Here is a 23,619-nt window from a genome sequence, read left to right on the forward strand (position 1 = left end):
GGCGGGCAGCGCACGGGGCCCCGGGTGGAAGGCCTTGAAAGGCTCGGTCACCGTGCCGAGTTCCCGCTCCGGGGGCGTCGACAGGCTCGGCCACCGTGGTTGCGTCCGGCACACGGACTCGGCCGTCGTGGATACGGCTGGCGGGCGGGACCGGACCACGGTCCCCGAGCTTGTCGAAGGGCCCCAGCCCCGACTACTCGGCCGGGGCGGCCGCCTTCTTGGCCGTCGTCTTCTTGGCGACGGTCTTCTTGGCCGTGGTGGTCTTGGCGGCCGTCGTCTTCTTGGCGGCGGTGGTCTTCTTCGCCGTGGTCTTCTTCGCCGTGGTCTTCTTGGCCGCCGTCTTCTTCCGGGTGGTCTTCTTGGCGGGGCCCTTGGCGCGCTTCTCGGCCAGCAGCTCCGCGGCGCGCTCCAGGGTGATCTCCTCCACCGAATCATCCCGACGCAGGGTGGCGTTGTACTCGCCGTCGGTGACATAGGGCCCGAAACGCCCGTCCTTGACCACCACCGGCTTGCCGCTCTCCGGGTCCTCCCCCAGCTCCTTCAGTGGGGGCTTGGCGGCGGCCCGGCCGCGCTGCTTGGGCTGGGAGTAGATCTCCAGCGCCTCCTCCAGGGTGATGTCGAAGATCTGCTCCTCGCTGGTCAGGCTGCGGGAATCCGTGCCCTTCTTCAGGTACGGCCCGTAGCGCCCGTTCTGCGCGGTGATCTCGACGCCCTCCGCGTCGGCGCCCACCACCCGTGGCAGGCTCATCAGCTTCAGCGCCTGCTCCAGGGTGACGTCCTCGACACTCATGGACTTGAACAGGCTGCCGGTGCGCGGCTTGACGGCATTCTTGCCGGTCTTGGGCACGTCATCGCCCAGCACCTCGGTGACATAGGGCCCGAAGCGGCCGTTCTTTGCCACGATCATGGTGTGCGTCTCGGGGTCCAGCCCCAGCTCCCGCTCCTCGCCCATCGGCTTGCTCAGCAGCTCCTTGGCCAGCTCGACGGTCAGCTCGTCGGGCGGCAGGTCGTCGGCCACATTGGCCCGACGCCCCTCCTCATCCTCCACATAGGTGCCGTAGCGCCCCACCCGGACATTGATCCCGTCGTCCAGATCCCCGATGGGGAAGGTGGACAGCCCGCGGGCGTCGATGTCGCCCAGGTTGTTCACCAGCTGGTACAGGCCCTCCCGGCCGTCGGGGGCCAGCTCGGAGGTGACCTCGGCCCGGCCACCGGCGTCGCCGAAGTAGAACTGGTTCAGCACGTGCAGCCGCTTCAGGTTGCCCTTGGCCACCTCGTCCAGCTCACCCTCCATGGCGGCGGTGAAGGAGTAGTCCACCAGCTTGGGGAAGTGCTCCTCCAGCAACCGGGTGACCGCGAAGGCCAGCCAGGTGGGCACCAGCGCGGAACCCTTCTTGTACACATAGTCGCGCGCGGTGATGGTGCGGATGATCGACGCGTAGGTGGAGGGCCGGCCAATCTCCAGCTCCTCCAGCTTGGCCACCAGCGTCGGCTCGGTGTAGCGGGCCGGGGGCTTGGTGGCGTGCCCGGCGGCATTCAGCGTGGCCGCCTCCAACGCCTGCTTCTCGACGAGCTTGGGCAGCTTGGCCTGCTCGTCGTCGGTTTTCTGCTCCTCGTCGTCATTGCCCTCGACATAGGCCTTCAGGAAGCCGTGGAAGGTGATGGTGCGGCCGCTGGCCACGAAACCGGCCTTGGCGACCGAATCCAGGCCACTGGTGCCGCCGCTGATCGCCACCGGGGAGCCCGGCAGGGCGTCGATCTTGACCGTCATCGACTGGCCCTCGGCGTCCTTCATCTGCGAGGCGATGGTGCGCATCCAGATCAGCTCGTAGAGCCGGAACTGCTCACCGCGCAGCCCCGTCTGGGCGGGGGTGCGGAAGGTCTCACCGGCGGGGCGGATGGCCTCGTGCGCCTCCTGCGCGTTCTTCACCTTGGAGCTGTAGTGGCGCGGCTTGTCCGGCACGTACTGCTTGCCGAACAGCTGCTCGGCCTGGGCGCGGGCGGCGCTGATGGCCTGACTGGACAGCTGCACCGAGTCGGTACGCATGTAGGTGATGAAGCCACCCTCGTACAGCTTCTGCGCCACGCTCATCGCGGTCTGGGCGCTCATCCCCAGCTTGCGGCCGGCTTCCTGCTGCATGGTCGTGGTGCGGAAGGGGGCATAGGGCTTGCGGGTGTAGGGCCGGCTCTCCACCGACGCCACCCGGAACTGGGCCTGCTCCAGCGCGGTGGCCAGGGCCTTGGCCGCCGTCTCGTCCAGCGCGACGGTGTTCTTGCTGGTCAGGGTGCCCGTGGCGTCGAAGTCCCGGCCGGTGGCCACCCGGGCCCCGTCCAGCGTGGTCAGCCGCGCCGGGAAGTTGCGCGGCGAGGCCTCCTGACCGGCATCGAGGATGGCCTCCAGATCCCAGTAGGAGGCGGTGCGGAAGGCCATCCGCTCCCGTTCCCGGTCCACCACCAGCCGGGTGGCGACGGACTGCACCCGGCCGGCCGACAGCCGGGGCATCACCTTCTTCCACAGCACGGGGCTGACCTCGTAGCCGTACAGCCGGTCCAGGATCCGACGGGCCTCCTGGGCGTCCACCAGGTCAAGGTCCAGGTCCCGGGTGTTCTCCAGCGCCGCAGTGATGGCGTTCTTGGTGATCTCGTTGAAGACCATCCGCTTCACCGGAACCTTGGGCTTCAGCTCCTGCAGCAGATGCCAGGCGATCGCCTCGCCCTCGCGGTCACCGTCGGTGGCCAGGTAGAGCTCGTCGGCCTGCTTCAACTCGTCCTTGAGCTTCTTGATCACCGACTTCTTTTCCGACTGCACCACGTAGAGCGGCTCGAAGTCGTTGTCGACGTTGATGCCGGTGCGGGCCCACTTCTCACCCTTGAACTTGGCCGGCACCTCGGCCGATCCGGTGGGCAGGTCCCGGACATGGCCCACCGAGGAGTCCACCACGTAACCGTCGCCGAGGTAGCTCTTGATGCTCTCCACCTTCTTGGGCGACTCGACGATCACGAGGCGACGGGGGCTGGCTGTCATGGTTGTCCTTCAGTACTGCTGCTCTGGGTGGATCTGGGCGAAAGGTGTTGCAAGGCCGCCGAGGACGAGTCCTGCGGCGGCCGGGTCGAGGGTCATGGTAGCCCGGTCAGGGCGATCGCTGCGTTTGCGTGCCGCTTGCGCCTGCGGGTTCAGCACAGGGTAGCCACCCGACGCGCCCCGGCCAACCCCACCGGCCGTCCGCTGAGACCCTCCCCCGAGCCACCGAGACCCGCAGATCCCAGTCCCGCCGATCCCCCAGTCACCCAGTCACCCAGTCACCCAGTCACCCAGTCACCCAGAACGATCCCCGAGCCCGCCCTCGACGAACCCGAGCCTGTAGAGGGGACTTCCCGGCCGGGCGTGCAAGGCGCGGGCGTCGCGCCACGACCCTCAAGCCTGCCGGGGGGCGCTCACACCCTTCCCTTCCCGTCCCTTCCCGGTCCCCACGACGACGCCCACGGCCCCCGACGTCGTCGGCGGGTGCCCCGGGTCAGCATCGAGCCGAGGAGGCACCACGCCCAACCCACAACAAATGCGGCAGGTCAGTTGTCCAAGTGCCCCACGAGCGGCTTGGTCAACTGACCTGCCGCATTTGTTGTGGGCGCCGGGAGCAGCCTGCCCAGCCTGGGGAGGCACTGGCCACTCATCGTCCGGCGTCGGCCCGGACCAGCAGCCCGTCGCGCAGGGCCTCGCGGATGCCGGGCATGACCGAGCCAACCAGGGCCGCCTCGTCCACCTCCAGGATCATCGCGATGGCGGCGGTGATCTGCCCCAGGGTGAGTTCACCGTCGCAGGCGCCCAGCACCCCGCCCAGGGCGGTGTCCACCTCCATCGCCCGACGCAGACCGGCCGCACTGCGCAGCACGATGTGCTGCGGGTCCGCCGCGCCGGGCTGGCCCAGGGTCTCCTGGGTCACGTGCTCCGCGAGCTTCCACCGCTGGGCCAGGATCTGCCCGTCGGACAGCAGGGCGTGCGTGACGCAGGCCTGGTGCTCCGCCAGCGCGGGCCCGACGGGCTGCGCGATGGCGTGCGGCCAGCTCTCCACCTGGATGTCCGGGGTGGGCCGCTCCGAGCGGGTCAGGGTGATCCAACCCATTCCGACCCCGACGATCCCCAGGCCCTTGAAGTACTCGATCCATTCCCGGTAGCGGGGCTGCCATTCCGGACTGCCGGCCAGACCGGCGTCGGTCAGCCAGACCTCGATGTAGTGGTAGATGTCCAGCCGTTCCCGTTCCACCACCCACAGGTCGCAGCCGGAGCCCTCGGCCCAGCCGGCCACCCGCTCCTCCCACGGCTGGCCGTCGAGGATGGCCCAATTGCACAACACCTGCAGGCTGCCGCCCGGGTTGAGGTGCGCCGGTGCCCCCTTCACGACGGCCTCCACCAGCCCGTCGCCGGCGAAGCTGCCCTCCCGGTAGACCAGTCGCTCGCCGTCGGTGGTGGGCGGGCTCATCACATAGGGCGGGTTGGTCACGATCAGATCGAACCTCTCCCCCGCCACCGGCTCATACAGACTGCCGTCGCGCAGGTCGACGTCCAGCTGGTTGAGCTGGGCGGTCAACCCGGCCAATTCCAGGGCGCGCGGGTTGATGTCGGTGGCCACGACGCGCTCGGCATGCCGCGCCAGGTGCAGGCTCTGCACCCCGCAACCCGTGCCCAGATCAAGGGCGCTGCCGATCGTGGTCCGCATGGTCATCTGGGCCAGGGACGTGGACGCCGGGGAGACGCCCAGCACGTAGTCGGGGCGGGTTCTGGTGGTGACCTGGTCCAGCCCGGGGGTGAGGTCGCTGACCACCCAGCCCGCCAGCGGGCCCTGCGTGGCAGCGGCCTGGGGCAGGTCCTCGTCGGCCCCGAAGGGGCGGATGTCCACCAGGGCGCGGACCACCTGGCCGTCCAACCGGAGGATTCCGGCCTCCACCAGGGCGTCGAAGACACTCTGCCCAGTCACGGCGGCCGATCCTGTCGAGGCCCCCTGGCCGGTGATCGCCTCCGGGGCCACACCCGTCGACGCCCCCAGGGCCGCGCGCACCGCCGCCAGCGGCACCTCCTGCTGCAGCGGCCACAGTTTGATCAGGGCGGCCTGCGGGTCGGTGGCGTCCCCCAACACGTCCAATGCCGGGATGGTGGAGTTGCGGCCCAGCCCCTCCTGACCGGTTTCGCCGATCCGGTTGATCACCGCGTCGATGGTGTAGTCGGCGGCAAGAAGGGCGGTGCGCAGCTGGGCCGCCTGGGTGGGAGTGAGCATGGAACCAATGCTCACTCCCGGCGGGGCCCGGCGCAACATCCGCCGCCGGACCCGTCCGAACCCGGCCCTGCGAGAGTTGCGCATCAATCGGCCCCCGAGCTCCCAGCGCCACCTCACCTCCCATCATGGCTTGTCAGCCTGCTGCGCGATGGCCGGTGCCTGCGCGACTGCGCAACATCCGCAGGCGAGGCCCTCCGCACTCTGGCCAGCGGGGCGGCAGACCGGGGACGCACGGCGACGGATTGCCGGCGCAGCGTGGCATCCTGAACCCCATGGCGGTTCCGGACTGGTTGATGAGCGACGAGGTCACCCACGTGGACCATCGCGACGCCAGCCCCGGCCGCACCTCCCCGTGGCCCGCCTGGCTCCCCGATGAGGTGCGGGAATCCGTGCAGAAACAGGGAATCCAGAAACCCTGGCGACACCAGGCCGAGCTGGCCGAGTTCGCCTTCTCCGGGCAGCACGCCGCCATCTGCACCTCCACCGCCTCGGGCAAGACCCTCGGTTACCTGCTGCCGGTGATGGCCGCCACCGCGGTGCCCGACGGGGTGCTGGGCGTCCCGGTCACCTCCGCCCGGGCTCGCCTGGTCACCCGCAAGCACACCGCGCTCTACCTGGCGCCCACCAAGGCGCTGGCCCATGACCAGCTGCGCAGCGCGCAGGAGCTGGGCCCGACGGGATGGAAGATCTCGTGCCTGGATGGGGATTCCGACGCCCAGGAGAGGCGTTTCGCCCGGGACTTCGCCGGCTATGTGCTGACCAATCCGGACATGCTGCACCGCTCGGTGCTGCCCAACCATTCCCGTTGGGCGGGCTTCCTGGGTTCCCTTCGGTATGTGGTGATCGACGAGGCACACCGCTACCGCGGGGTCTTCGGCGCCCACGTGGCCGCCGTGATCCGACGGTTGCGTCGGCTCTGCGCGATGTACGGCGCCAACCCGGTCTTCATCCTGGCCTCGGCGACGGCCACCAATGCCGGCGAGGCCGGTGGTCGGCTGATCGGCGAGGACGGGATTGAGGTGGTGGACGACGACTGCTCCCCGCACGCCGCCCGGGACGTGGTGCTGTGGCAGCCGTCGGACTCACCCCATGGGGACGCCGCCCGGGTGATGGCGAACCTGGTTGACGAGGGCAGACAGGTGATCACCTTCGTCGCCAGCCGCACCCTGGCGGAGCTGATCGCGGTCCGCGCGCAGGATCAGGTGACCCGCGGCGGACGGATTGCCTCCTACCGGTCGGGCTATCTGGCGCAGGACCGACGGGGAATCGAGCACGCGCTGTCCTCCGGCCAGCTGCGGGGGGTGGCGGCCACCAATGCCCTGGAGCTGGGGATCGATGTCGCGGGGATGGATGCGGTGCTGATCTGTGGCTTCCCGGGAACACTGGCCGCGTTGTGGCAGCAGGCCGGGCGCGCCGGCCGGGGCGAGCGGGATGCGCTGGTGGTGCTGATGGCCCGGGAGGACCCGCTGGACGTCTACCTGTTCGGCCACCCGGAGCTGCTCTTCGAGGCACCCGTCGAATCCACGGTGCTGCACCCGGACAATCCCTGGATCCTGGGCCCACATCTGGCGGCCGCCGCTCAGGAAGCGGCGCTGACCAGCGACGATGCCCGCTGGTTCGGCCCGGGGATGGCGGGCTTGTGTGACCAGCTGGCCCGGCAGGGGCTGCTGCGGCGTCGGCCGACCGGCTGGTACTGGACCCGCCCGGAGCGGGCGGTGGACTCGATTGACCTGCGCTCCCTGGGTGGGCGGCCGCTGGACATCGTCGACGCCCAGACCGGGCGGGTGGTGGGCCAGATCGAGCGTGGCGCCGCCGACCGCACCGTGCATCCGGGCGCGGTCTACCTGCACCTGGGTGAGCAGTGGCTGGTGGACGAGTATCTCCCCGACGAGCTGCAAGCCCTGGTGCACGCCGAACGGCCCGGTTACTTCACCCAGCCCAAGAGCCTGTCCGAGGTGCGGATCCAGGAGGTTTCCGAGAGCCGGGAGTTCGGCCGCGGGCGGGTTTCACGCGGCGACGTGGAACTCACCGAGCAGGTGATTGGCTACCTGCGACGCGACGAAATCACGGGCGAGGTGTGGGACACCACCCCACTGGAAATGGACGAGCACACCCTGCGCACCCGGGCGATGTGGTGGGAGGTGCCCGACGATCTGGTGGTCGAGTTGCGAATGAATGCGGTGCAGCTGGCGGGTGCGGCGCACGCCGCGGAGCACTGCGCCATTGGTCTGCTGCCGATGTTCGCACCCTGTGACCGGTGGGACATCGGCGGGGTGTCGACGATCCTGCACCCGGACACCGGGCGGTGCACCATCGTGGTGCACGACGGGCATCCGGGCGGCGCGGGCTTCGCCGACCGGGGCTTCGAGCGGGCCGAGGAATGGGCGCTGGCGACGCTTGAGCGGCTGGAGCAGTGTGAGTGCGAGGCAGGCTGCCCCCGGTGCGTGGTCAGCCCCAAGTGCGGCAACGCCAACCAGGTCCTGGACAAGGAGTCCGCCCGGCGCCTGCTGTCTACCCTGCTCGGCCTCGACGAGTTCGCCTGAGCCCCGCGATCCGTCCCGGACGGGCCTCGACAGGCTCGGCCACCGTGGTTGCGCCACCGAGCACGAACCCGACCACTGCAGTCGAGCTTGTCGAGGCCCTCCCCGGCTGACCGGGCAACCGTTAGCGCTTGCCCCAGTCCCAGTGCGGACCGTCGAAGACACCCCGGCCGGCCACCATCGTCTCCCCGGTGTCCTTGACCAGCTCGTGGTGCACCAGCTCCTCCCCCAGCGCTGCCCGCAGCGCGTCCACCAGGCCGGTGGCATGGGAGACCACCACCACCTGGGTTCGCCTGCTGGCGGCCACCACCAGTTCCGCCAGTGCGGGCAGCATCTGCGGGTGGAGGCTGGTCTCCGGCTCGTTCAGCACCAACAAACGGGGCGGCCGGGGGCTGAGCAGGGCGGCGGCCAGCAGCAGGAAGCGCAGGGTGCCGTCGGACAGGTCCTCGGCGGCCAGTGGCCGCAGCAGGCCGTGCTGGCTGAACTGCAGCTCCATCCGGGTCCCGACGTCGACCACGTCCACCCGGCCGCCCGGGAAGGCACGGGAGATGGCCTGTTCCAGCGGCTCGGCGAAGGCGGACTCCCGGATGGTCTGCAGAGCCGGCACCAGGTCCGAGCCGTCGGCCGCCATCACCGGCGTCCATGTATTGACGTGCAGGCCGCGGGCTGGGGAGCCGGCGTCGGTGCGGAAGGAGTCGTAGAAGCGCCAGTTGCGCACCTCCCGCCGGATGGCCACCAGCTCCGGATAGGCGGCGGGGTCGGTCAGCTCGGACAGGATGCTGAGCTGCGCGGGCAGGTGCTCCAGCACCAGCTCCCACCGGTCCTGCCGGGCTTCCACCCGGGAGAACTTGCGTCGGATCAGGGTGCTGGCGGGGCGCATCACCGGGGCGCCGAAGATGGCCTCCCGCTTGATCTCCGGGTCGTGCACGAACATCGTCTGCCGGGGAGTGGGCAGCCCGACATCCACCAGATAGCCCAACTCCTCGGTGGTGAAGCCCAACGACAGACTCACCGGGTTGATCCGCTTGCCCTTGCCCTGCACCGGGACCTCGCCCGACCGCATCGCCCGGCTGATCACCTCCGGCCCAGCCCACAGCACCGCCCCGAGCCCGCCCTGCCGTGCCAGCGAGCCGACCAGCCGACCGTCGGCCGCATCACTGAGCAGCCCGAGCGCCCGGTAGAGGCTGGATTTTCCCACCCCGTTTGCTCCGGTCACCAGGGTCACCCGGCCCAGCGGCAGCACCAGCTCCCGCAGGCTGCGGTAGCCACGCACCGCCACCGTCGTGATCATCCAAGGCCTCCGCTCCAGGTGTGGTGACCCGACCGGCCACCGATGCTGCGAGCCTACGGAGGCGCACTGACAGTTTTGACCGGTTCACCGGAGTCCTCCCGTTGCAGGCTGCCCGCGATTGCCTGTTCCACCACCTCCCGTCGGGACCCGCCGATCACGGGCCGCAGCTCCATCCGCACCCCGACGGTCACCAGGAAGTCCCGACGGCCGCCCTGAACCGCACAACTGTCCAGCAGCGCGCCATTGCGCCCGGCGGCAGCCCGGGCGGCGGAACAGGCATCGCCATCGCCGACGTGTGCCTGCGCTCCCGCCAGTGCCGCCAGGTCGGCCGCAGATCGGGCCCGATGGATGGAGTCCACCCAGCCTGCGATCCACACGCCCACCAGCATGGCGGCGCATAGGCAGAGCAATAGGGCGGCCGTCAGGGCGGTGCCGCCGCCCCGATCCGCCGTTCCGTCCCCGTGCCCATCCCGAGGCCACGCCAGCCAGGACGCCGGCTCGACGCGGTTCATCCCGCCTCCCCCGGCTCCAGATCGGCCGTCGCGGCGCCGGCCAGGTGCACCGGGCCCAGCACGCCGAGCCGGGCCGCAAGGTCAATCCGGACCGTCACGGTGGCCGACCCGCGGCTGATCCGGGTCTCGGCACCCTTGGGCGCGCGCTGCTTGGCCTCATCGGCCGCGGCCTGGTCACCCCGGGCCAGCTGGCGCGCCATCTGGGAGGCCGTGTCGGCGCACCGGGTCTGCAGCACCACCAGATTGACCACCCAGCAGGCGAAGACCACCGCCATCGCTGCCGCCAGCAGCCCGACGGCCAGCTCCGCGGTCACCATGCCCCGTTGGTCTCGACGCATCATGCGCTCCTTCTGCGCTGTTGGCCGGCCGGGTGACGGAGGGAGTGGTGAGGAAGCAACCGTGGCGACGCCCCCCACACGCGTCGCCACGGCCTGCCTGCCTCACGTTCCCCGTGTGCCACCCGTCCCGCGGGTCACTTGGCGGGCAGCTTCTGGCCCACCTGGCCGATCAGGACGGTGACCTGCTTCAGCAGGGCCCGGAAGAAGGAGTTGTCGTTGAAGACCTTCACCAGGACCAGCGCCAGGGCGATGGCGGCCAGGATCCCGACGGCGTACTCCGCGGTCACCATGCCACGCTGGCAGGCGCGACGGGTACGGCTGAGCGGGCGCTCCCGGAAGGCGACCTCCGGCTGGGCCCAGGAGGTCTGCTCGGTGAGGCCGGCCTGGGTGGCCTCGACCTCGGTGGGGGTGATGGTGCTGGCGGACATGGCCGCTCCTTTCGTTGGTGTTCCCGGGCATCACCGGGTTCACCCAGCAGTGTCGAAATCGGGTTCACGTTTGCGTCACGCCAACCGCGGGCTGTGGACAATTCCTCGGAATCGGATTTCTGTGGAAAAGTCGCGTCGCCGCTTGTCAGAGGCACTCACTGCGCGGAGCACGGGACCACTTCGGCCCAAATCAGGCCTCCAGGTGTTGTCCGACGGATCCTGGTGCGCTCGGCTGCTGACAACCTGGGCATTCGTGCCTTAGCTTTGCTGGTGAAGAGCTTGCAGACCTCGCTCGACCTCATGGAAGGTCACCTCAGCGGGAGCGTCACAAGCTCTTCCTCATTTGACCTGCAGAAGCCCTCCATCCCAGAAGACCCAGACGTGATGGTCGGGGTGCCCGTTCGGTTCCTGCTTGCGGAGACCATCGATCAGTCGCCTGCCAGGTCTGTGCGCTCCGTGGTCAACCATGAAGTTGGACTTGCCCTGACGTAGACCGCGGGAGATGTAGTCCTTCATCGTCTGCAGGTTTCCGGTGCGCTTGGGCTCGATCAGGACACCAGAGCGCCACTCGAAGTCCGAGGCCGCTGAAATCAGGCCCGTTGCCGGATCGACCTCCCCTTGGGGAATCCAGCGGACAATCGAGTTCCCGTCAGCGAGAAAGCGTTCCGCGAACTCGATCTCGTGAGGCTTCATCACCGCACCGGTGGTCGCGAGCGGCAGTGCGGTCTGGCGTCTTTGCCAGCGATCCTCGTCCGCTGGGCTCCGTTCCCGGGGAGTGCGGCAGTCCCTCGGAGCAGGCCGATACCCCTTACTGGGGTTCGATTGAGCTGCCTTCCATCCCTTCGGGCACGGCCTCACCGTCGATGCTCCCGTTACGCTCCGGCTGGCGTCTGCTGCGAACCACCGACGGTGTCAGCGCAGGGTCAGGCTGCCCACCAGGCCGGCGACGATCGGCACCACGCCGGTCAGCAGGAAGGCGGGCAGGAAGCAGGTCATCAGCGGTAGCACGGAACGGACCCCCACCGCCCGGGCGCGCGCCAGCTGGGCATCCTGCCGGGCCCTGCGCACGTCGGCCGCGTGCTGGCGCAGCACGGCCGCGGCGGCGCTGCCGGTGTCGCTGCTGCGCGCCAGATCCCGGGCGATCGGCCCCCAGCCCGCCTCTTCGGCGACGGCACGCCACGCGTCCGCATCGGACAGCCCGACCTCCACCCGGGACCGGACCGACGCCAGGGTCTCCGCCGTGGCCGTCGGGCCGATCGAGGCCACCTCCGCGACGGCCGTCCGCAGCGGCGCCCCCGCCTCCAGGGTGGCCGCCAGCAGCTCCAAGGTCTCGGGCAGCTGGGCCCGCACCCGGGCACTGCGACGCCTCCCCGCTCCGGGCTCCAACTGGCCGAGCACCACCACCGCCACCAGCCCGACCGCCGGGGCCAAAAGCATCCCCTGTACCCCGGGCAGCAGCAGGACGGCGACGGCGGCCAGCACCAGTGCCACCCGGATCCGCAGGCCCAGCCGCATCGCCCCCGGCCGGCCCCGGACCCAGCCGGGCAGCCGGCGCCCCTGACCTCGCGGCCCCAGCCGTCGCACGGGTTGGCCGGCGGTGAGCCACACCGCCAGCCCCGCACAGCCAGCGGCCAGGGCGATCGCCGGCGAGATCACGACTCCCCCACCCGGCGAGCCATGTGCTCGGTCCACAGCACCCCGGCACAGGCCAGCAGCACGCCACCGGTCAGGCAGAGCTGGCCCGGCAGACTCCGGGTGAGGAAGCCAACCGGGTCACCCCCGGACAGCCGCCCCATCAGGATCCCCACCACAGGCAGGAAGGCCAGCAGCCGGGCGGTGGCGCGCGGTCCGGCGAGTTCGGCGTCGATCAGCCGGCGCGCCGCCGACTCCTGCCGGATCTGGTCACTCACCTGGAGCGCCAGCTCCGCGATCGGTGCGCCGGTGCGTTCCCCCAGCTCCCAGGCCCGGGCCAGGCTCACCAGCCCGTCGCGGCCGGGCTGATCCCCCGCGACGCGCAACGCCCGGCCGACATCGCCCCCAATCGCCTGGGTGGCGGCAGGCCGCTCCATGCAGGGGCTGTCGGTGGCGGCCGAGACCAACGCGACGCTGGGCACCGCACCAATCCGCAGCTGCCCCGCCACCGTCTGGGTGGCGTGGGCCACATCGGCGGCGGCCAGCCGGCGTCGACGCTCAGCCCGCGACTGCCAGGCCAACCAGCCTCCGGTCAGCGCCAGGCACAGCAGGATCACCGTCCACAGCAGGCCAGCCAACCCACCGAGCCAGCCGCCCACCGTCAAAGCGCCCACTCCGCCCAGGACGACGGGCATTCCGGCGGGCAGCCGACGCCGGCTTCGCGGACCGGCGATCAGCCGACGCCCGGGCGGCACCAGCACCCAGACACACGCCCCCGCGGCCACGGCCGCCGCCGCACCGTGCGCCCAGCCCACCAGACCACCCACGCTCATGACAGCAACTCCTTCAGTTCATCCCAGGCCGCGGCCCGGGTGGCCAACCGATCGGGCCCGAAGCGCACCGCATCCACCACCTCGATCTCGTGATCCGGACGACGGCGCACCACTCCCAGCTGGGCGACTCCGCGTCGTCCGTCGCCGGTGCGCTGGACGTGCACCACCACCCGCAGCGCCGAGGCCACCTGTGCGTGGGTCGCCTCCCGGTCCATCCCGCCCAGTGCCGCCAGTGCCTCCAGCCGGGCGGGCACGTCGGTGGCGGAGTTGGCGTGCACCGTGCCGCAGCCGCCTTCATGCCCGGTGTTCAGGGCGGTGAGCAGGTCACACAGCTCGGCGCCGCGCACCTCCCCCAGCACCAACCGGTCGGGCCGCATCCGCAGCGCCTGCCGCACCAGATGGGTGAGGCTGACGGCGCCGACCCCCTCCGCATTGGGCTGGCGAGCCTCCAGGCGCACGCAGTGGGGGTGTTCGGGCGCCAGTTCCCGCGAGTCCTCCACCACTAGCAGGCGTTCCTCGGGCGGCACCAGCGACAGCATCGACGCCAACAGGGTGGTCTTGCCGGAGCCCGTGCCGCCCGAGATCAGGAAGGCCACCCGGGAGGCGACCACCGCCCGCAGCAGCTCGGCGCATTCGTCGCTGATCGAGCCGGTCTCCACCCATCGGGACAGGGGGAAGGACTGTCGCGACGGGACGCGCAGGCTGAGGCAGGTTCCCGGATCGGCGATTCCGCCCAGCACGGCATGCACCCGGGTGCCGTCGGCGAGCCGGGCATCGACGCACGGACTGGCCTCGTCCAGGCGTCGCCCCACCGAGGCCGCCAGCCGCACCGCCAGCCGACGCACCTCGTCGTCGTGCCCGAAGCGCACCTCGGTGCGTTCCAGGCCGCGGCCACGATCGACGAAGACCTGGCCCGGCCCGTTGACCAGCACGTCGGTGACCCCGTCCAGGTGGAGCAGCGGCTCCAGCGGGCCGGCCCCGACGCTGGTGCGACGCAGATCCTCCAGGGCGCGCAGCACCAGGGCGTCGGAGACCACCAGACCCAGCCCGCGCAGCGCCTGCGCCACATCCGACGGGTGGTAGGCCCGCCCCAGCCCGGCCAGGCGCATCCGGAGCAACTCCAGGTCCTCCGCCGGCAGCACCCCGCTGGCCGTCGCCCCCAGCCCGACCGGGGAGATCGTCGTCGGGCCGTCATCCGGCCCCGGCATCGCTCGTCGAGCGGACATCACGAGGCCCTCCCGCCGGGCAGGTCCACCCCGCCCGGCCCGGCCAGCAGGCCCTCCAACAGCCGGCCCACCTGCCGGGCATAGCCCCGCCGGCCCCGACCCACCGGCACCGCCTGCTCCGCTGCCCGGGTGACGGCCCGGTCGTCGTTGAAGGAACCCAGCAAGGCGATGCCCAGCGTCTCGGCCACTGTCTCCGGGTCAATCCGACGGGCGGCTCCGGTACGCACCACCAGCTCGATGTCATGCAGCCCCAGCGCCCAGGCGCGGCTCTGTGCCGCCACCACACCCCGCACATCGGCCCCGCAGATCAGCAGTTGCCGCTGCCCCGGCCAGCCCTCGACGGCCTGGTCACCGCCGGAACCCCCGTCCAGCACCACCAGGTCATGGGTCCGGCTGAGGCATTCCAGCACCGACCGCACCGCCTCCGCCCCCGGCAGGCCGGGTCTCATCCCGTCGGCTCCCGGCGGCCCGCCGAAGTCCGGCCGGCTGTGCGCCACCACGTCAACCCCGGAGACATTGGGCAGCTGGCCCACCAGGGAGTCAATGTGCCCGGCGGCCGAACGCAGGTCATGCCAACGCCACCCCGGCACCGTCTCCGCCCCGAAGATCAGGTCCAGCCCACCACCCGTCGGATCCAGCTCCACGGCGGCCGCCCGCAGCCCACGCTCCGACGCCTGTTGGGCCAGGGCACAGCACAGCGTGCTCACCCCCAACCCGCCGGAGCCACCCACCACCCGCACCACCTGCGCCTCCCCGGCGCCGACCTGCCCCTGGTCAAGCACCGACGTGAGCAGCGCGGACTGCTCCGGCAACACCAGCACCGACGCCTGCAACAGCGCAGACCAGTCCGCCAGCTCCGCCAGCGACGTCCCCACCAGATGGATGCCCGGCCGCGGTTCCAGCGCGATCCCGCACACCAGCGGCGCCATCTCCACCCCCACCAGCACGCAAGGTGAGGAACGCCAGGCCGCCCGGATCTGGCTGGGCTCGCGCACCAGCCGGGGCTCGACGCCCGCCGCGGCAGCCGCGGCCAGAGCCGCCTCGATCACCCGCGAGTCCCGGGCCACCAGCAGGGGCGGCGCCGGGGCCGCCGCGGGCCCGGATGACTGGCCGGCGGACACCCGGCGCGAGCCGCCCGGCGGCCGGGGCGACGCCGCTGTGGAACCGCTCTTGGATCCCCGTGGGGGACGCATCGTGGTCTTCATGCCCAGCAGTGTGTGCAAATGGCCCCGGGATTTTTCACCTCCGGGGCCTCCCGGGCAAATCTGTGGACAACTTCTGCCTGTGGACAACTCGTCCGTGACAACGCGCAGGTCACGAGGCCCACGCCACGTCGCCTAGAATCGCCCCCATGCCAGCCCCCCGTCGCAGCCAGTTCCCGGCGCCCGCCCTCGACTGGATGGTCGGCGCCGAGCCCCGTCGGGTGCTCAACCTGGCGGGTAGCGCCGCCCTGCCCAAGCTGCTGGCGGGGATGGGCCACCAGGTGATGACGGTGGACCGGGATCTGGCGCAGGTGGCCCGGCTGCACGCCGATGACCGGCTGGTGGCGATTGCCGCGGAGGCGGAATCCCTGCCCTTCGACCCCTGCCAGTTCGATGTGGTCACCGTCAACCAGGTCTTCCACCGCTTTGCACCCGGCCTGGTGCTGAGCGAGATGGCGCGGGTGCTGCGCCCCGGCGGCCACGCCAGCATCAGCTACCTGGTGCGCGACGACAGCGTGCCGTGGGTGAAGCGCCTGATCCGCCTGCTGCGCCAGGTGGACGAGAATGCGATGCGGGGTGACTACGGCGATGGGTCCGTGGAGTCCCTTGCCAGCAGCAAGTACTTCCCGGAGCTGGAGATGAAGCGCTTCCGGGTCTGGCAGCAGGTGGACCGCCCCACCCTGCTGGGCATGGTGGCCAACCAGACCGCCGTCGCGGCCCTGGACGAGGATCTGCGCCAGTTGGTGCTGAACGACGCCGCCGCCCTCTATGACTCGGCCAATCCCGGCGCCGACGAGCTGCGGCTGCCCTATGAGCTGCGGATCTGGCGGGCCTGGGTGGACCACGAGGAGCTCACCGCGCCCATCGAGATCGACGACAGCGGCCTGGTCATTCCGCTCTGACCAGCGGCTTCGCGTGATCCCCGCAGCCATCCGGTAGAATTCACCACTGGTGTGCCGGGAAGTCTGGTCGGCGTCGTTGCTGTCAACCCCGAACGGACTCCCGTGAGCCTGCCCCTCCCTCCCCGTCCCCGGATCATCTTCGGCCCCGGCCGCGACGCGGACACCCGCCATCTGGCCGACATCCTGCGCAGCGAGACCACCGGTGGTCTGCTGATGCTGGCCGCCACCGCCGTCGCACTGCTGGTGGCCAACCTGGCCCCGGGCTTCTACCAACACCTGTCCCACCTCACGCTGGGCCCGCTGGATCTGCACCACTGGGCCGCCGACGGGCTGCTGACCATCTTCTTCTTCGTCGCCGGGTTGGAGCTGAAACGCGAACTGGTGGAGGGTTCCCTCAGCCGCCCCGCCGACGCCCTGCTGCCAATCCTGGCCGCCCTGGGCGGAATGGTGGTGCCCGCGCTGCTCTACGTCGGAGTCAACCTGGCCGGCAACGGCACCCTGAATGGTTGGGCCATCCCGATGGCCACCGACATCGCCTTCGCCCTGGCGGTACTGGCCATCGTCGGCTCCAGCCTGCCGTCGGGGCTGCGCGCCTTCCTGCTGACCCTCGCCATCGTCGACGACCTGGGTGCCATCATCGTGATCGCCGTCTTCTTCGCCACCGGGATCGCCTTCCTGCCGTTGCTGGGCGCGCTGGCCTGCGTGGCGGCCTTCTGGTTCCTGCAGCGCCGCCGGGTGAACAGCGTGTGGCCCTACCTGCTGTTGGGGGTCGCGGCGTGGTGGCTGATGCTGCAGTCGGGGGTGCACGCCACCATCGCGGGCGTCGCGCTGGGCCTGGTCACCCGCACCGACGAGTACGAGGAGCACGACCCGGTGGACCGCTGGAAGCACGCCGTCGAGCCCTGGTCAGCGGGTCTGGTGGTGCCCATCTTCGCCTTCTTCGCCGCCGGGGTGCCGGTGAACCAGGAGATGATCCGTTCGCTGGTCAACCGCCCCGAGGCGCTCGGCGTGATGCTGGGCCTGTTCCTGGGCAAGTTCGTCGGCGTCTTCACCGCCGCCCGGCTGACGGCCAGGTTCACGTCTGCGACGCTGGCCCCGGGGGTTCGCTGGGCCGACGTCGGCGGGATGGCGGTGCTCACCGGGATCGGCTTCACCGTCTCCCTGTTGATCGCCGATCTGGCCTTCCCCGGTGACCCGCAGACCGCCCAGAGCGCCAAGGCGGCGGTGCTGGTGGCCTCCCTGCTGGCGGCCGTGGTGGGGGGCCTTCTGTTACGCCGACGGAGTAAAAGCCACGCGGCACAGCCCGAACAGTGAGCGCCTTGGTGCCCGTGACGGGCTGAAACGTCTAGTGTTTGACTGGAACACAGCACACTTCTAGGAGCTGAGCACATGGCCGAGCGGCAAGATCCGAAGACCTTCGTCAACAACCTGGTGATCGACACCAAGGCACTGCTGACGGACAACATCGCACTCGCAAAGGCCGAGGTGACCCCCTCGGCAAAGGCAGCTGGCGTCGGTGGTGGCATGTTCGGAGCAGCTGGCTACCTGGCCGCCAATGCGGCCTCGCTGCTCTTCCTGGCCGGCGGCTTCGGCTTCGCGAAGCTGTTCGCCAGCCTGCTGGACTGGTCCGCCATCCCGGCCATCGCGCTGGGCTTCGTGACCATGGCCGTCGTGCTGCTGCTGTTGGCCGGCATCCTGGCGCTGATCGGCAAGTCCAAGATGAAGCAGGTCAAGCCGCCGGAGAAGGCCATCAAGGAGGCCAAGGCCACCGTCGCCACCGTCAAGCAGTCGCTGACCACCGGCATCGACGAGGTGAACGCCAACACCCGGGATCGCAAGGGGCTGGCCGTCGCCAAGCGCGCCGCCAAGGACCTGGACGAGACCACTGCCTACCAGGCGTCGTCCTCGAAGGGCGCCACCGCCCTCTGAGGCACCTGACCACACGAAGGGCCGCACCCGTTGGGTGCGGCCCTTTGCTGTACCTGCCTGGGAGCCCCGGCCGATGATCGTGAGCGTTCAGCGTTCCGGCCCGGGCCCGGCCTCCCATCGCGGCCAACCACCCCTCGCTCGTCCCTCGCTCGGGGGGCCAGGCCCATCCACGGCCGCGGCCGGGAGGCCGGCTCCCGAACCGGAATCCTGCACGGCCAGGTGGCCGGGACCAGCTCGGCCGCCATGGAGCCGATCCACAGCCCCACCCACCGTGAAACTGACCCACAGCGAGCCACCACGGTGACCACGGTCCCCGAGCCTGTCGAGGGGCACCCGAAGGGTGCAGCAACCCAGAAGCTCTCGACAAGCTCGGCCGCCGTGTCTGGGTTGCGCGGCCGCCGTGATTTAGGGCTGGGCGGCCGCCCTGATCTACGGCTGGGCGCCCGCCCTGATCTACGACGCTCAGGCCAGCCGGATCACCCGCGACTCCCAGGGCGCCAGCTCCTCCGTCGAGCCGTCGCCATGGGTCCCCAGCAGCAGCTCACCCCCGGCGCGGCAGGATTGCGGCAGCGGGCACGGCTGGCTGGACATGTTGGCCAGCACCAGCAGCGTCGGCTCCCCCGCCAGCGTCCGGGTGTAGGCAAACAGCTGCTCGTGTTCCGGCTCCAGCAGCGCGAAGACCCCGTCGCGAACCACGGGCTCGTCGTGGCGCAGGGCAATCAGCTTCCGGTAGTGGTGGAAGACCGAATCCGGGTCGGCCACCGCCGCGGCGACATTGACCTCGGTGTGGTTGGGATTGATCTCCAGCCACGGCTCGCTGGTGGTGAAGCCGGCCTTCTCGGTGCCGTCCCACACCATGGGGGTGCGGGCATTGTCCCGGCTCTTGGCCCGGTAGCTCGCCAGCAGGTCCTCGGGGTCCGCGCCCAGCGCCGTCGCCTCCGCGTAGTGGTTCAGGGTCTCCAGGTCCTGGTACTGGTCAATCGAGGTGAAGTAGGCATTGGTCATGCCAATCTCCTCGCCCTGGTAGATGTAGGGCGTTCCCTTCTGCAGGTGCAGCACCGTGCCCAGGGTCTTGGCGGAGTTCACCCGGTGCTCCGGGGAGTCATCACCCCAGCGGGACACGATCCGTGGCTGGTCATGGTTGTTCCAGTACAGCGAGTTCCAGCCGCGCCCCTCCAGCCCGTGCTGCCACTTGGCGAAGTTGGCCTTCAGGTCCGGCAGGTGCAGCGGCTTGAGGGCCCACTTGCCCTTGCCAGGCTGCTCGTCCAGCCCGACGTGCTCGAACTGGAAGACCATCCCCACTTCCTTGCGTTCCGGGTCGGTGTACCGGCTGGCCTGCTCCACACTCACGCCGGGGCATTCACCGACGGTCAGCAGGTGCTGCCCGTCCAGCACGGCCTGGTTCATCTCGTGCAGGAACTCGTCCATCCGGGGGCCGTCGACGTAGCCGTTGTCCCAGCTCAGCGCCTGCCCGGGCACCACGACGCCGTCGGTCAGCGGCAGGCTCTTGGAGATCAGGTTGATCACGTCCATCCGGAAGCCGTCGACGCCCCGGTCCACCCACCACTGCATCATGTCGTACACGGCACGGCGGACCTCGGGGTTCTCCCAGTTCAGGTCGGGCTGCTTCTTGCTGAAGATGTGCAGGAAGTACTGGCCGCGCTGCTCATCCCACTGCCATGACGGGCCGCTGAAGGCACTGGCCCAGTTGGTGGGCTCGGCGCCGGGCTGGCCGGGCTCGAAGCCGGGGCGGGGGTCGCGCCACCAGTACCAGTCGGCCTTGGCCGAGTTCGGGTCCCGGGACTCGACGAACCACGGATGCTCGTCGGAGGTGTGGTTCACGACGAGGTCCATCACCAGCTTCATCCCGCGGCTGTGCAGCCCCTCGATCAGTTCGTCGACGTCGGCCAGACTGCCGAACAGCGGGTCGATGTCCTGGTAGTCACTGATGTCGTAGCCGTTGTCGTCCTGCGGCGACGTGTAGGCCGGGCTCATCCAGACCACGTCCACGCCGAGCGCGGCCAGGTGGTCCAGCTTGGAGATGATGCCGCGGATGTCTCCCATGCCGCTTCCGGTGGAGTCGCAGAAGCTGCGCGGGTAGATCTGGTAGACCACCGCGGACTTCCACCAGTCGGGGGTGTGTTCGGCGGTGCGGGGTTGATTGTCAGCCATGCAGACGATCATTCCATGTGGCCAGTCGGCCCCCTCCACGGCCCTGCCCCACGGGCACCCACAACAAATGCGGCAGGTCAGTTGTCCAAGCGGCCTATGACTCGCTTGGACAACTGACCTGCCGCATTTGTTGTGTTCGGCGCCTGAGCTCCCCTCGGGCGGGGCCGGAGATGGGGGTTTTGGGAGGCGGCCCCGACCCGTCGCTCGGGTTTCGTCTTCGCGCGACGGATGCATCCGACGCGGGAAGACGAAACCCGAGCGGCAGAGAGATGGGCGGGGCGCCCTCCGGGACTGGGGGGCGCCACCACAACGGCACAGACACCACAACGGCACCGACAAGGGCGGCAGGTCAGCGGACCGTGGGGCCCTTCCAGCCCCGCGGCGGCCCGGCCTTGTCCCGCAGGAAGCGTCGGGGCACCGGCTGCACCCGGCCGGGGTCCCACGGGCGCTGCCAGCCGCCCAGGTCCAGCACACAGTCCACCAAGTGTGCGGTGAAGCCCCAGATGAAGATGTCGTCCATCACGAAGGCCGGGCCGCGGTAACCCGACGGGATCTCGGCGGTCAACCGGTTGGCGGGGTCGGCCAGATCCCGGATCGGGTAGCGATGGATGGCGGCCACCTCGGCCGGGTCCACCGGGGCAATCGGAGTGTCCCCCTGCCCGTCCCAGGCGGCCACGATCCCCTTCACGTCAAAAGCGCTGGCGTTGACGTGTGCCGGCGGCAGCTGGCCCAGCACCCGGGCGCGGGATGGTGCGAGCCCGATCTCCTCGTGGGCCTCGCGCAGCGCCGCCTGGACGGCGCTCTCCCCCTCGTCCAGGGCACCCCCGGGGAAGGAGATCTGCCCGGGATGCTTGCGCATGGTCCCGGAACGTTCGGTGAAGGTGAGGTCCAGTTCCTGCTCGCCGATCATGATCAGCACGGCGGCCCGTCGGGAGCCCTGCTTGGGCGGGCGGGACTCACTCACCCGGCCGTGCAGCGCCTCGGTGTTCTCCAGCGCCCCGGCCAGGGCCACCAGTTCGGTGGGCAGCTCGCGCGGGTCGGCCAGCACGGGCTCGATCGGCCCCAGGGCCTCCCCGCTCACGCCTGCACCCCCAGGTGCTCCTTGATGGCGGCGCGCAGCTCCTCAGCGGACATGTAGACCTTGGTCTCGTGGTGCACCAGCTTCCCGGAGGCGTCGACGAAATAGGTCTGCGGAGGCCCGGGTACCTTGAGGGGAATCCGGCTCCGCTGCTTGGGGTCCACCAGTTGCGGGTAGAGCGTCTGGTGCTTGATCGCGAAGTCGATCGCCTTGCCGGGGAAGGGGTCGCCATAGTCGATCCCCAGGAAGGTGACCTTGCCCCCGGTCTGCCGGGCGACGTCGGCCAAGTAGGGCGCCTCGTCGGCGCAGGGCTGGCACCACTGCGCCCACAGGTTGATCACGTACGGCCTGCCGGTGGGCAGCCCGGCCAGGTTGACCTTGCTGTCGCCGCCCAGGCAGTCCAGGGTGAGGGCCGGCAGTCCCCCGTCGCGCTGTTTCGCGGCCAGGTTGCTGGTGGGGCAGGCGTCGATCCCGGCGGCCTTGCGGGCCTCCAGCACCTGGTCGGGCGCCAGGGAGCGTTGGCTGTCCGGTTCTCCCCCGACGGTCACCTGCGGCACCGACGGCTGGCTGGGCGCGCAGCCCACCAGCAGCAGCGCCGCGACGGCGGTGGCAAGACGGGTGGGCTTCATCCTCGGGGCTCCCTCACGAGCTTGGCGGCCTTGGCCGGGTCGGTTTCACCCTCACCATAGGCGGGGCAGAGCGTGGCGACGGGGCAGGCACCGCAGGCGGGGCGTCGGGCATGGCAGCGGCGACGCCCGTGCCAGATCACGTTGTGACACAGCTGCACCCAGTCGGCGGGGTCAAACAGGGCACCCACCTCACGCTCCACCGGATCCGGCTTGGTCGCCGTCGTCCAGCCCAGCCGTCGGGTGACTCGCATGAAGTGGGTGTCGGGCGTGATCCCGGGCACGCCGAAGGCATTGCCCAGCACCACATTGGCGGTCTTGCGGCCCACCCCGGGCAGCGTCACCAGCTCGGCCAGGGTGCCGGGCACCTGCCCGTCGTGCTGGTCGACGATGGCCCGGCTGAGCCCCAGCAGGCTCTGGGTCTTGGCCCGGAAGAAGCCAGTGGGCCGGATGATCTCCTCCAGCTCCGTCTGGGTGGCGCCGGCCATCGCCGTGGCATCCGGGAAGCGACGCAGGAGTTCCGGCGTGACCACGTTGACCCGCTTGTCGGTGCTCTGGGCGGACAGCACCGTGGCCACCAGCAGCTCGAAGGGGTTGGTGAAGTCCAGTTCACACCGGGCATCCGGATAGGTCTGGGCCAGCAGCTGGTTCACCTGCTGCGCGCGCTCGGTCAGGGTGAGCGAGTCCCCGGCGGTTGACACCCCACCACCATACGTTTGGACGAACGTTCCAGTGGAACGGGCAGGAGGTTGACCAGGCCCACGACACCGCCCACGCAATGTGACCAAAGCCACTACACTGAGGGCTCCGTGCCGAACAGAACCACCAAAGGGGGATCATGCACGAGGAGATCCTGGCGCGGCTGCCACTCTTCCAGAACCTGACTCCGGCCTCTCGTCAGGCCTTGGACGAGCAACTGCAGCCGGTGGCCCTGAGCCGCGGTGAGGTGCTCTTCCGCAGCGGCGATTCGGCAACCGGGATGTATGTGCTGGCGTCGGGCAAGGTGAAGCTGACCAAGCCGTCGCGCCAGCCGCAGCCCTCGGTGACCACCAATCGCAAGGGCCGCCCGATTGTGCCGGCCCCGCGGGAATCCCTGTTGGCCCTGATCGGCCCCGGCGAGATCTTCGGCGAGCTGTCCGTGCTCGACGGCGGGCAGCGCAGCACCACCGCCACCGCGATGCTGGACTGCAAGCTGCTGTTCGTGCAGCGCGAGCCGCTGCTGGACCTGGTGGAGCGCAACCACGACGTCTCCCAGGCCATGCTGCACCAGATGGCGCACCGGGTGCGGATCTCCAATGAGACCATCTCCGGCCTGGTGCTGAGCGATGTCCCCGGACGGATGGCCTTTCTGCTGCTCACCCTGGCCGAACGCTTCGGTGCCGCCACGGAGCGTGGGATCGAGGTGCACCATGACCTCACTCAGGCCGAGCTGGCCCAGATGGTTGGCGCCAGCCGGGAGACGGTGAACAAGGTGCTGACCGATTTCGCGGCCCGCAAGTGGATCAGCATGAGCGGGAAGACCGTGATCATTCGCGACGTCCCCCGCCTGCGCGCCCGGATCGACTGAACGCCCACGATGGCCTGGCCCAAGCACAGTGGCCGAACCTGACGAGGCCTACCGCGCTGTGGATAGTCTTTCC

General features: G+C 70.2%; 20 protein-coding genes. 5 read left to right on the plus strand and 15 right to left on the minus strand.

All coding sequences use genetic code 11. From position 1 onward, the window contains the following. Positions 1-193: 193 nt before the first annotated feature. Positions 194-3,025 (minus strand): type I DNA topoisomerase, encoded by a 2,832-nt coding sequence (topA, locus tag AAEX60_RS10325; RefSeq protein WP_342103273.1) that lies wholly within the window; start codon positions 3,023-3,025, stop codon positions 194-196. A 643-nt stretch (positions 3,026-3,668) separates the two neighbouring features. After that, a complete protein-coding gene (locus tag AAEX60_RS10330; protein WP_342103382.1) occupies positions 3,669-5,309 on the minus strand; it encodes a methyltransferase in 1,641 nt (546 codons plus the stop codon). A 233-nt stretch (positions 5,310-5,542) separates the two neighbouring features. On the opposite strand from AAEX60_RS10330, the gene AAEX60_RS10335 reads away from it, so the two are divergent. Continuing rightward, complete coding sequence (locus AAEX60_RS10335; protein ID WP_342103274.1) at positions 5,543-7,813, plus strand: DEAD/DEAH box helicase; 2,271 nt, start codon at positions 5,543-5,545, stop codon at positions 7,811-7,813. A gap of 121 nt (positions 7,814-7,934) precedes the next feature. Here AAEX60_RS10335 and AAEX60_RS10340 read toward each other — a convergent pair whose 3' ends face one another. From AAEX60_RS10340 to ssd, 9 genes are all read right to left on the minus strand, one after another. After that, complete coding sequence (locus AAEX60_RS10340; protein WP_342103276.1) at positions 7,935-9,101, minus strand: AAA family ATPase; 1,167 nt, start codon at positions 9,099-9,101, stop codon at positions 7,935-7,937. Between the two features lie 53 nt (positions 9,102-9,154). Next, entirely contained in the window at positions 9,155-9,613 is a 459-nt protein-coding gene (locus tag AAEX60_RS10345; protein ID WP_342103278.1) for an Rv3654c family TadE-like protein, read from the minus strand. Next, positions 9,610-9,954, minus strand: a complete 345-nt coding sequence (locus AAEX60_RS10350; RefSeq protein ID WP_446721307.1) for a TadE family type IV pilus minor pilin — start codon at positions 9,952-9,954, stop codon at positions 9,610-9,612. Before AAEX60_RS10350 ends, AAEX60_RS10345 begins: the two co-directional genes overlap by 4 nt. Before the next feature lie 131 nt (positions 9,955-10,085). Beyond that, on the minus strand, positions 10,086-10,379 hold the full coding sequence (locus AAEX60_RS10355) for a DUF4244 domain-containing protein (protein WP_342103280.1): 294 nt from the start codon (positions 10,377-10,379) through the stop codon (positions 10,086-10,088). A 339-nt stretch (positions 10,380-10,718) separates the two neighbouring features. After that, a complete protein-coding gene (locus AAEX60_RS10360; RefSeq protein ID WP_342103281.1) occupies positions 10,719-11,072 on the minus strand; it encodes a hypothetical protein in 354 nt (117 codons plus the stop codon). A 219-nt stretch (positions 11,073-11,291) separates the two neighbouring features. Continuing rightward, positions 11,292-12,035: a type II secretion system F family protein gene (locus AAEX60_RS10365; protein WP_342103282.1), complete on the minus strand. Its 744-nt coding sequence runs from the start codon at positions 12,033-12,035 to the stop codon at positions 11,292-11,294. Continuing rightward, the gene (locus AAEX60_RS10370) at positions 12,032-12,844 is read right to left on the minus strand and encodes a type II secretion system F family protein (RefSeq protein WP_342103284.1); all 813 of its coding nucleotides are present in this window, start codon (positions 12,842-12,844) and stop codon (positions 12,032-12,034) included. The genes AAEX60_RS10365 and AAEX60_RS10370 overlap by 4 nt, the downstream gene beginning before the upstream one ends. Further along, on the minus strand, positions 12,841-13,953 hold the full coding sequence (locus AAEX60_RS10375; protein ID WP_342103385.1) for a TadA family conjugal transfer-associated ATPase: 1,113 nt from the start codon (positions 13,951-13,953) through the stop codon (positions 12,841-12,843). Before AAEX60_RS10375 ends, AAEX60_RS10370 begins: the two co-directional genes overlap by 4 nt. A 116-nt stretch (positions 13,954-14,069) precedes the next feature. Beyond that, entirely contained in the window at positions 14,070-15,275 is a 1,206-nt protein-coding gene (gene ssd, locus AAEX60_RS10380) for a septum site-determining protein Ssd (RefSeq protein ID WP_342103285.1), read from the minus strand. A gap of 146 nt (positions 15,276-15,421) precedes the next feature. Between ssd and AAEX60_RS10385 the strand changes: the two genes are divergently transcribed. The 3 genes from AAEX60_RS10385 to AAEX60_RS10395 all read left to right on the plus strand — a co-directional run bounded on the left by AAEX60_RS10385 (position 15,422) and on the right by AAEX60_RS10395 (position 18,103). Next, positions 15,422-16,174, plus strand: a complete 753-nt coding sequence (locus AAEX60_RS10385; protein ID WP_342103287.1) for a class I SAM-dependent methyltransferase — start codon at positions 15,422-15,424, stop codon at positions 16,172-16,174. 102 nt (positions 16,175-16,276) lie between these two features. Continuing rightward, positions 16,277-17,488 carry a Na+/H+ antiporter NhaA gene (nhaA, locus tag AAEX60_RS10390; protein ID WP_446721308.1) on the plus strand — a complete coding sequence of 404 codons (1,212 nt, stop codon included), beginning with the start codon at positions 16,277-16,279 and terminating at the stop codon, positions 17,486-17,488. A 75-nt stretch (positions 17,489-17,563) separates the two neighbouring features. Then, entirely contained in the window at positions 17,564-18,103 is a 540-nt protein-coding gene (locus AAEX60_RS10395; protein ID WP_342103289.1) for a phage holin family protein, read from the plus strand. 462 nt (positions 18,104-18,565) lie between these two features. On the opposite strand, the gene AAEX60_RS10400 is transcribed toward AAEX60_RS10395, so the two are convergent. The 4 genes from AAEX60_RS10400 to nth form a co-directional block, all read right to left on the minus strand. Beyond that, positions 18,566-20,275 (minus strand): alpha-glucosidase, encoded by a 1,710-nt coding sequence (locus AAEX60_RS10400; RefSeq protein WP_342103290.1) that lies wholly within the window; start codon positions 20,273-20,275, stop codon positions 18,566-18,568. 349 nt (positions 20,276-20,624) lie between these two features. Next, complete coding sequence (locus tag AAEX60_RS10405; RefSeq protein WP_342103291.1) at positions 20,625-21,356, minus strand: NUDIX hydrolase; 732 nt, start codon at positions 21,354-21,356, stop codon at positions 20,625-20,627. Continuing rightward, on the minus strand, positions 21,353-21,982 hold the full coding sequence (locus tag AAEX60_RS10410; protein WP_342103293.1) for a TlpA family protein disulfide reductase: 630 nt from the start codon (positions 21,980-21,982) through the stop codon (positions 21,353-21,355). Before AAEX60_RS10410 ends, AAEX60_RS10405 begins: the two co-directional genes overlap by 4 nt. Further along, positions 21,979-22,680, minus strand: a complete 702-nt coding sequence (gene nth / locus AAEX60_RS10415) for an endonuclease III (RefSeq protein ID WP_342103294.1) — start codon at positions 22,678-22,680, stop codon at positions 21,979-21,981. Before nth ends, AAEX60_RS10410 begins: the two co-directional genes overlap by 4 nt. A 137-nt stretch (positions 22,681-22,817) precedes the next feature. On the opposite strand from nth, the gene AAEX60_RS10420 reads away from it, so the two are divergent. After that, a complete protein-coding gene (locus tag AAEX60_RS10420; protein WP_342103296.1) occupies positions 22,818-23,546 on the plus strand; it encodes a Crp/Fnr family transcriptional regulator in 729 nt (242 codons plus the stop codon). Positions 23,547-23,619 lie beyond the last annotated feature (73 nt).

The organism is Luteococcus sp. H101 (assembly GCF_038433155.1).
Taxonomy (GTDB): domain Bacteria; phylum Actinomycetota; class Actinomycetes; order Propionibacteriales; family Propionibacteriaceae; genus Luteococcus.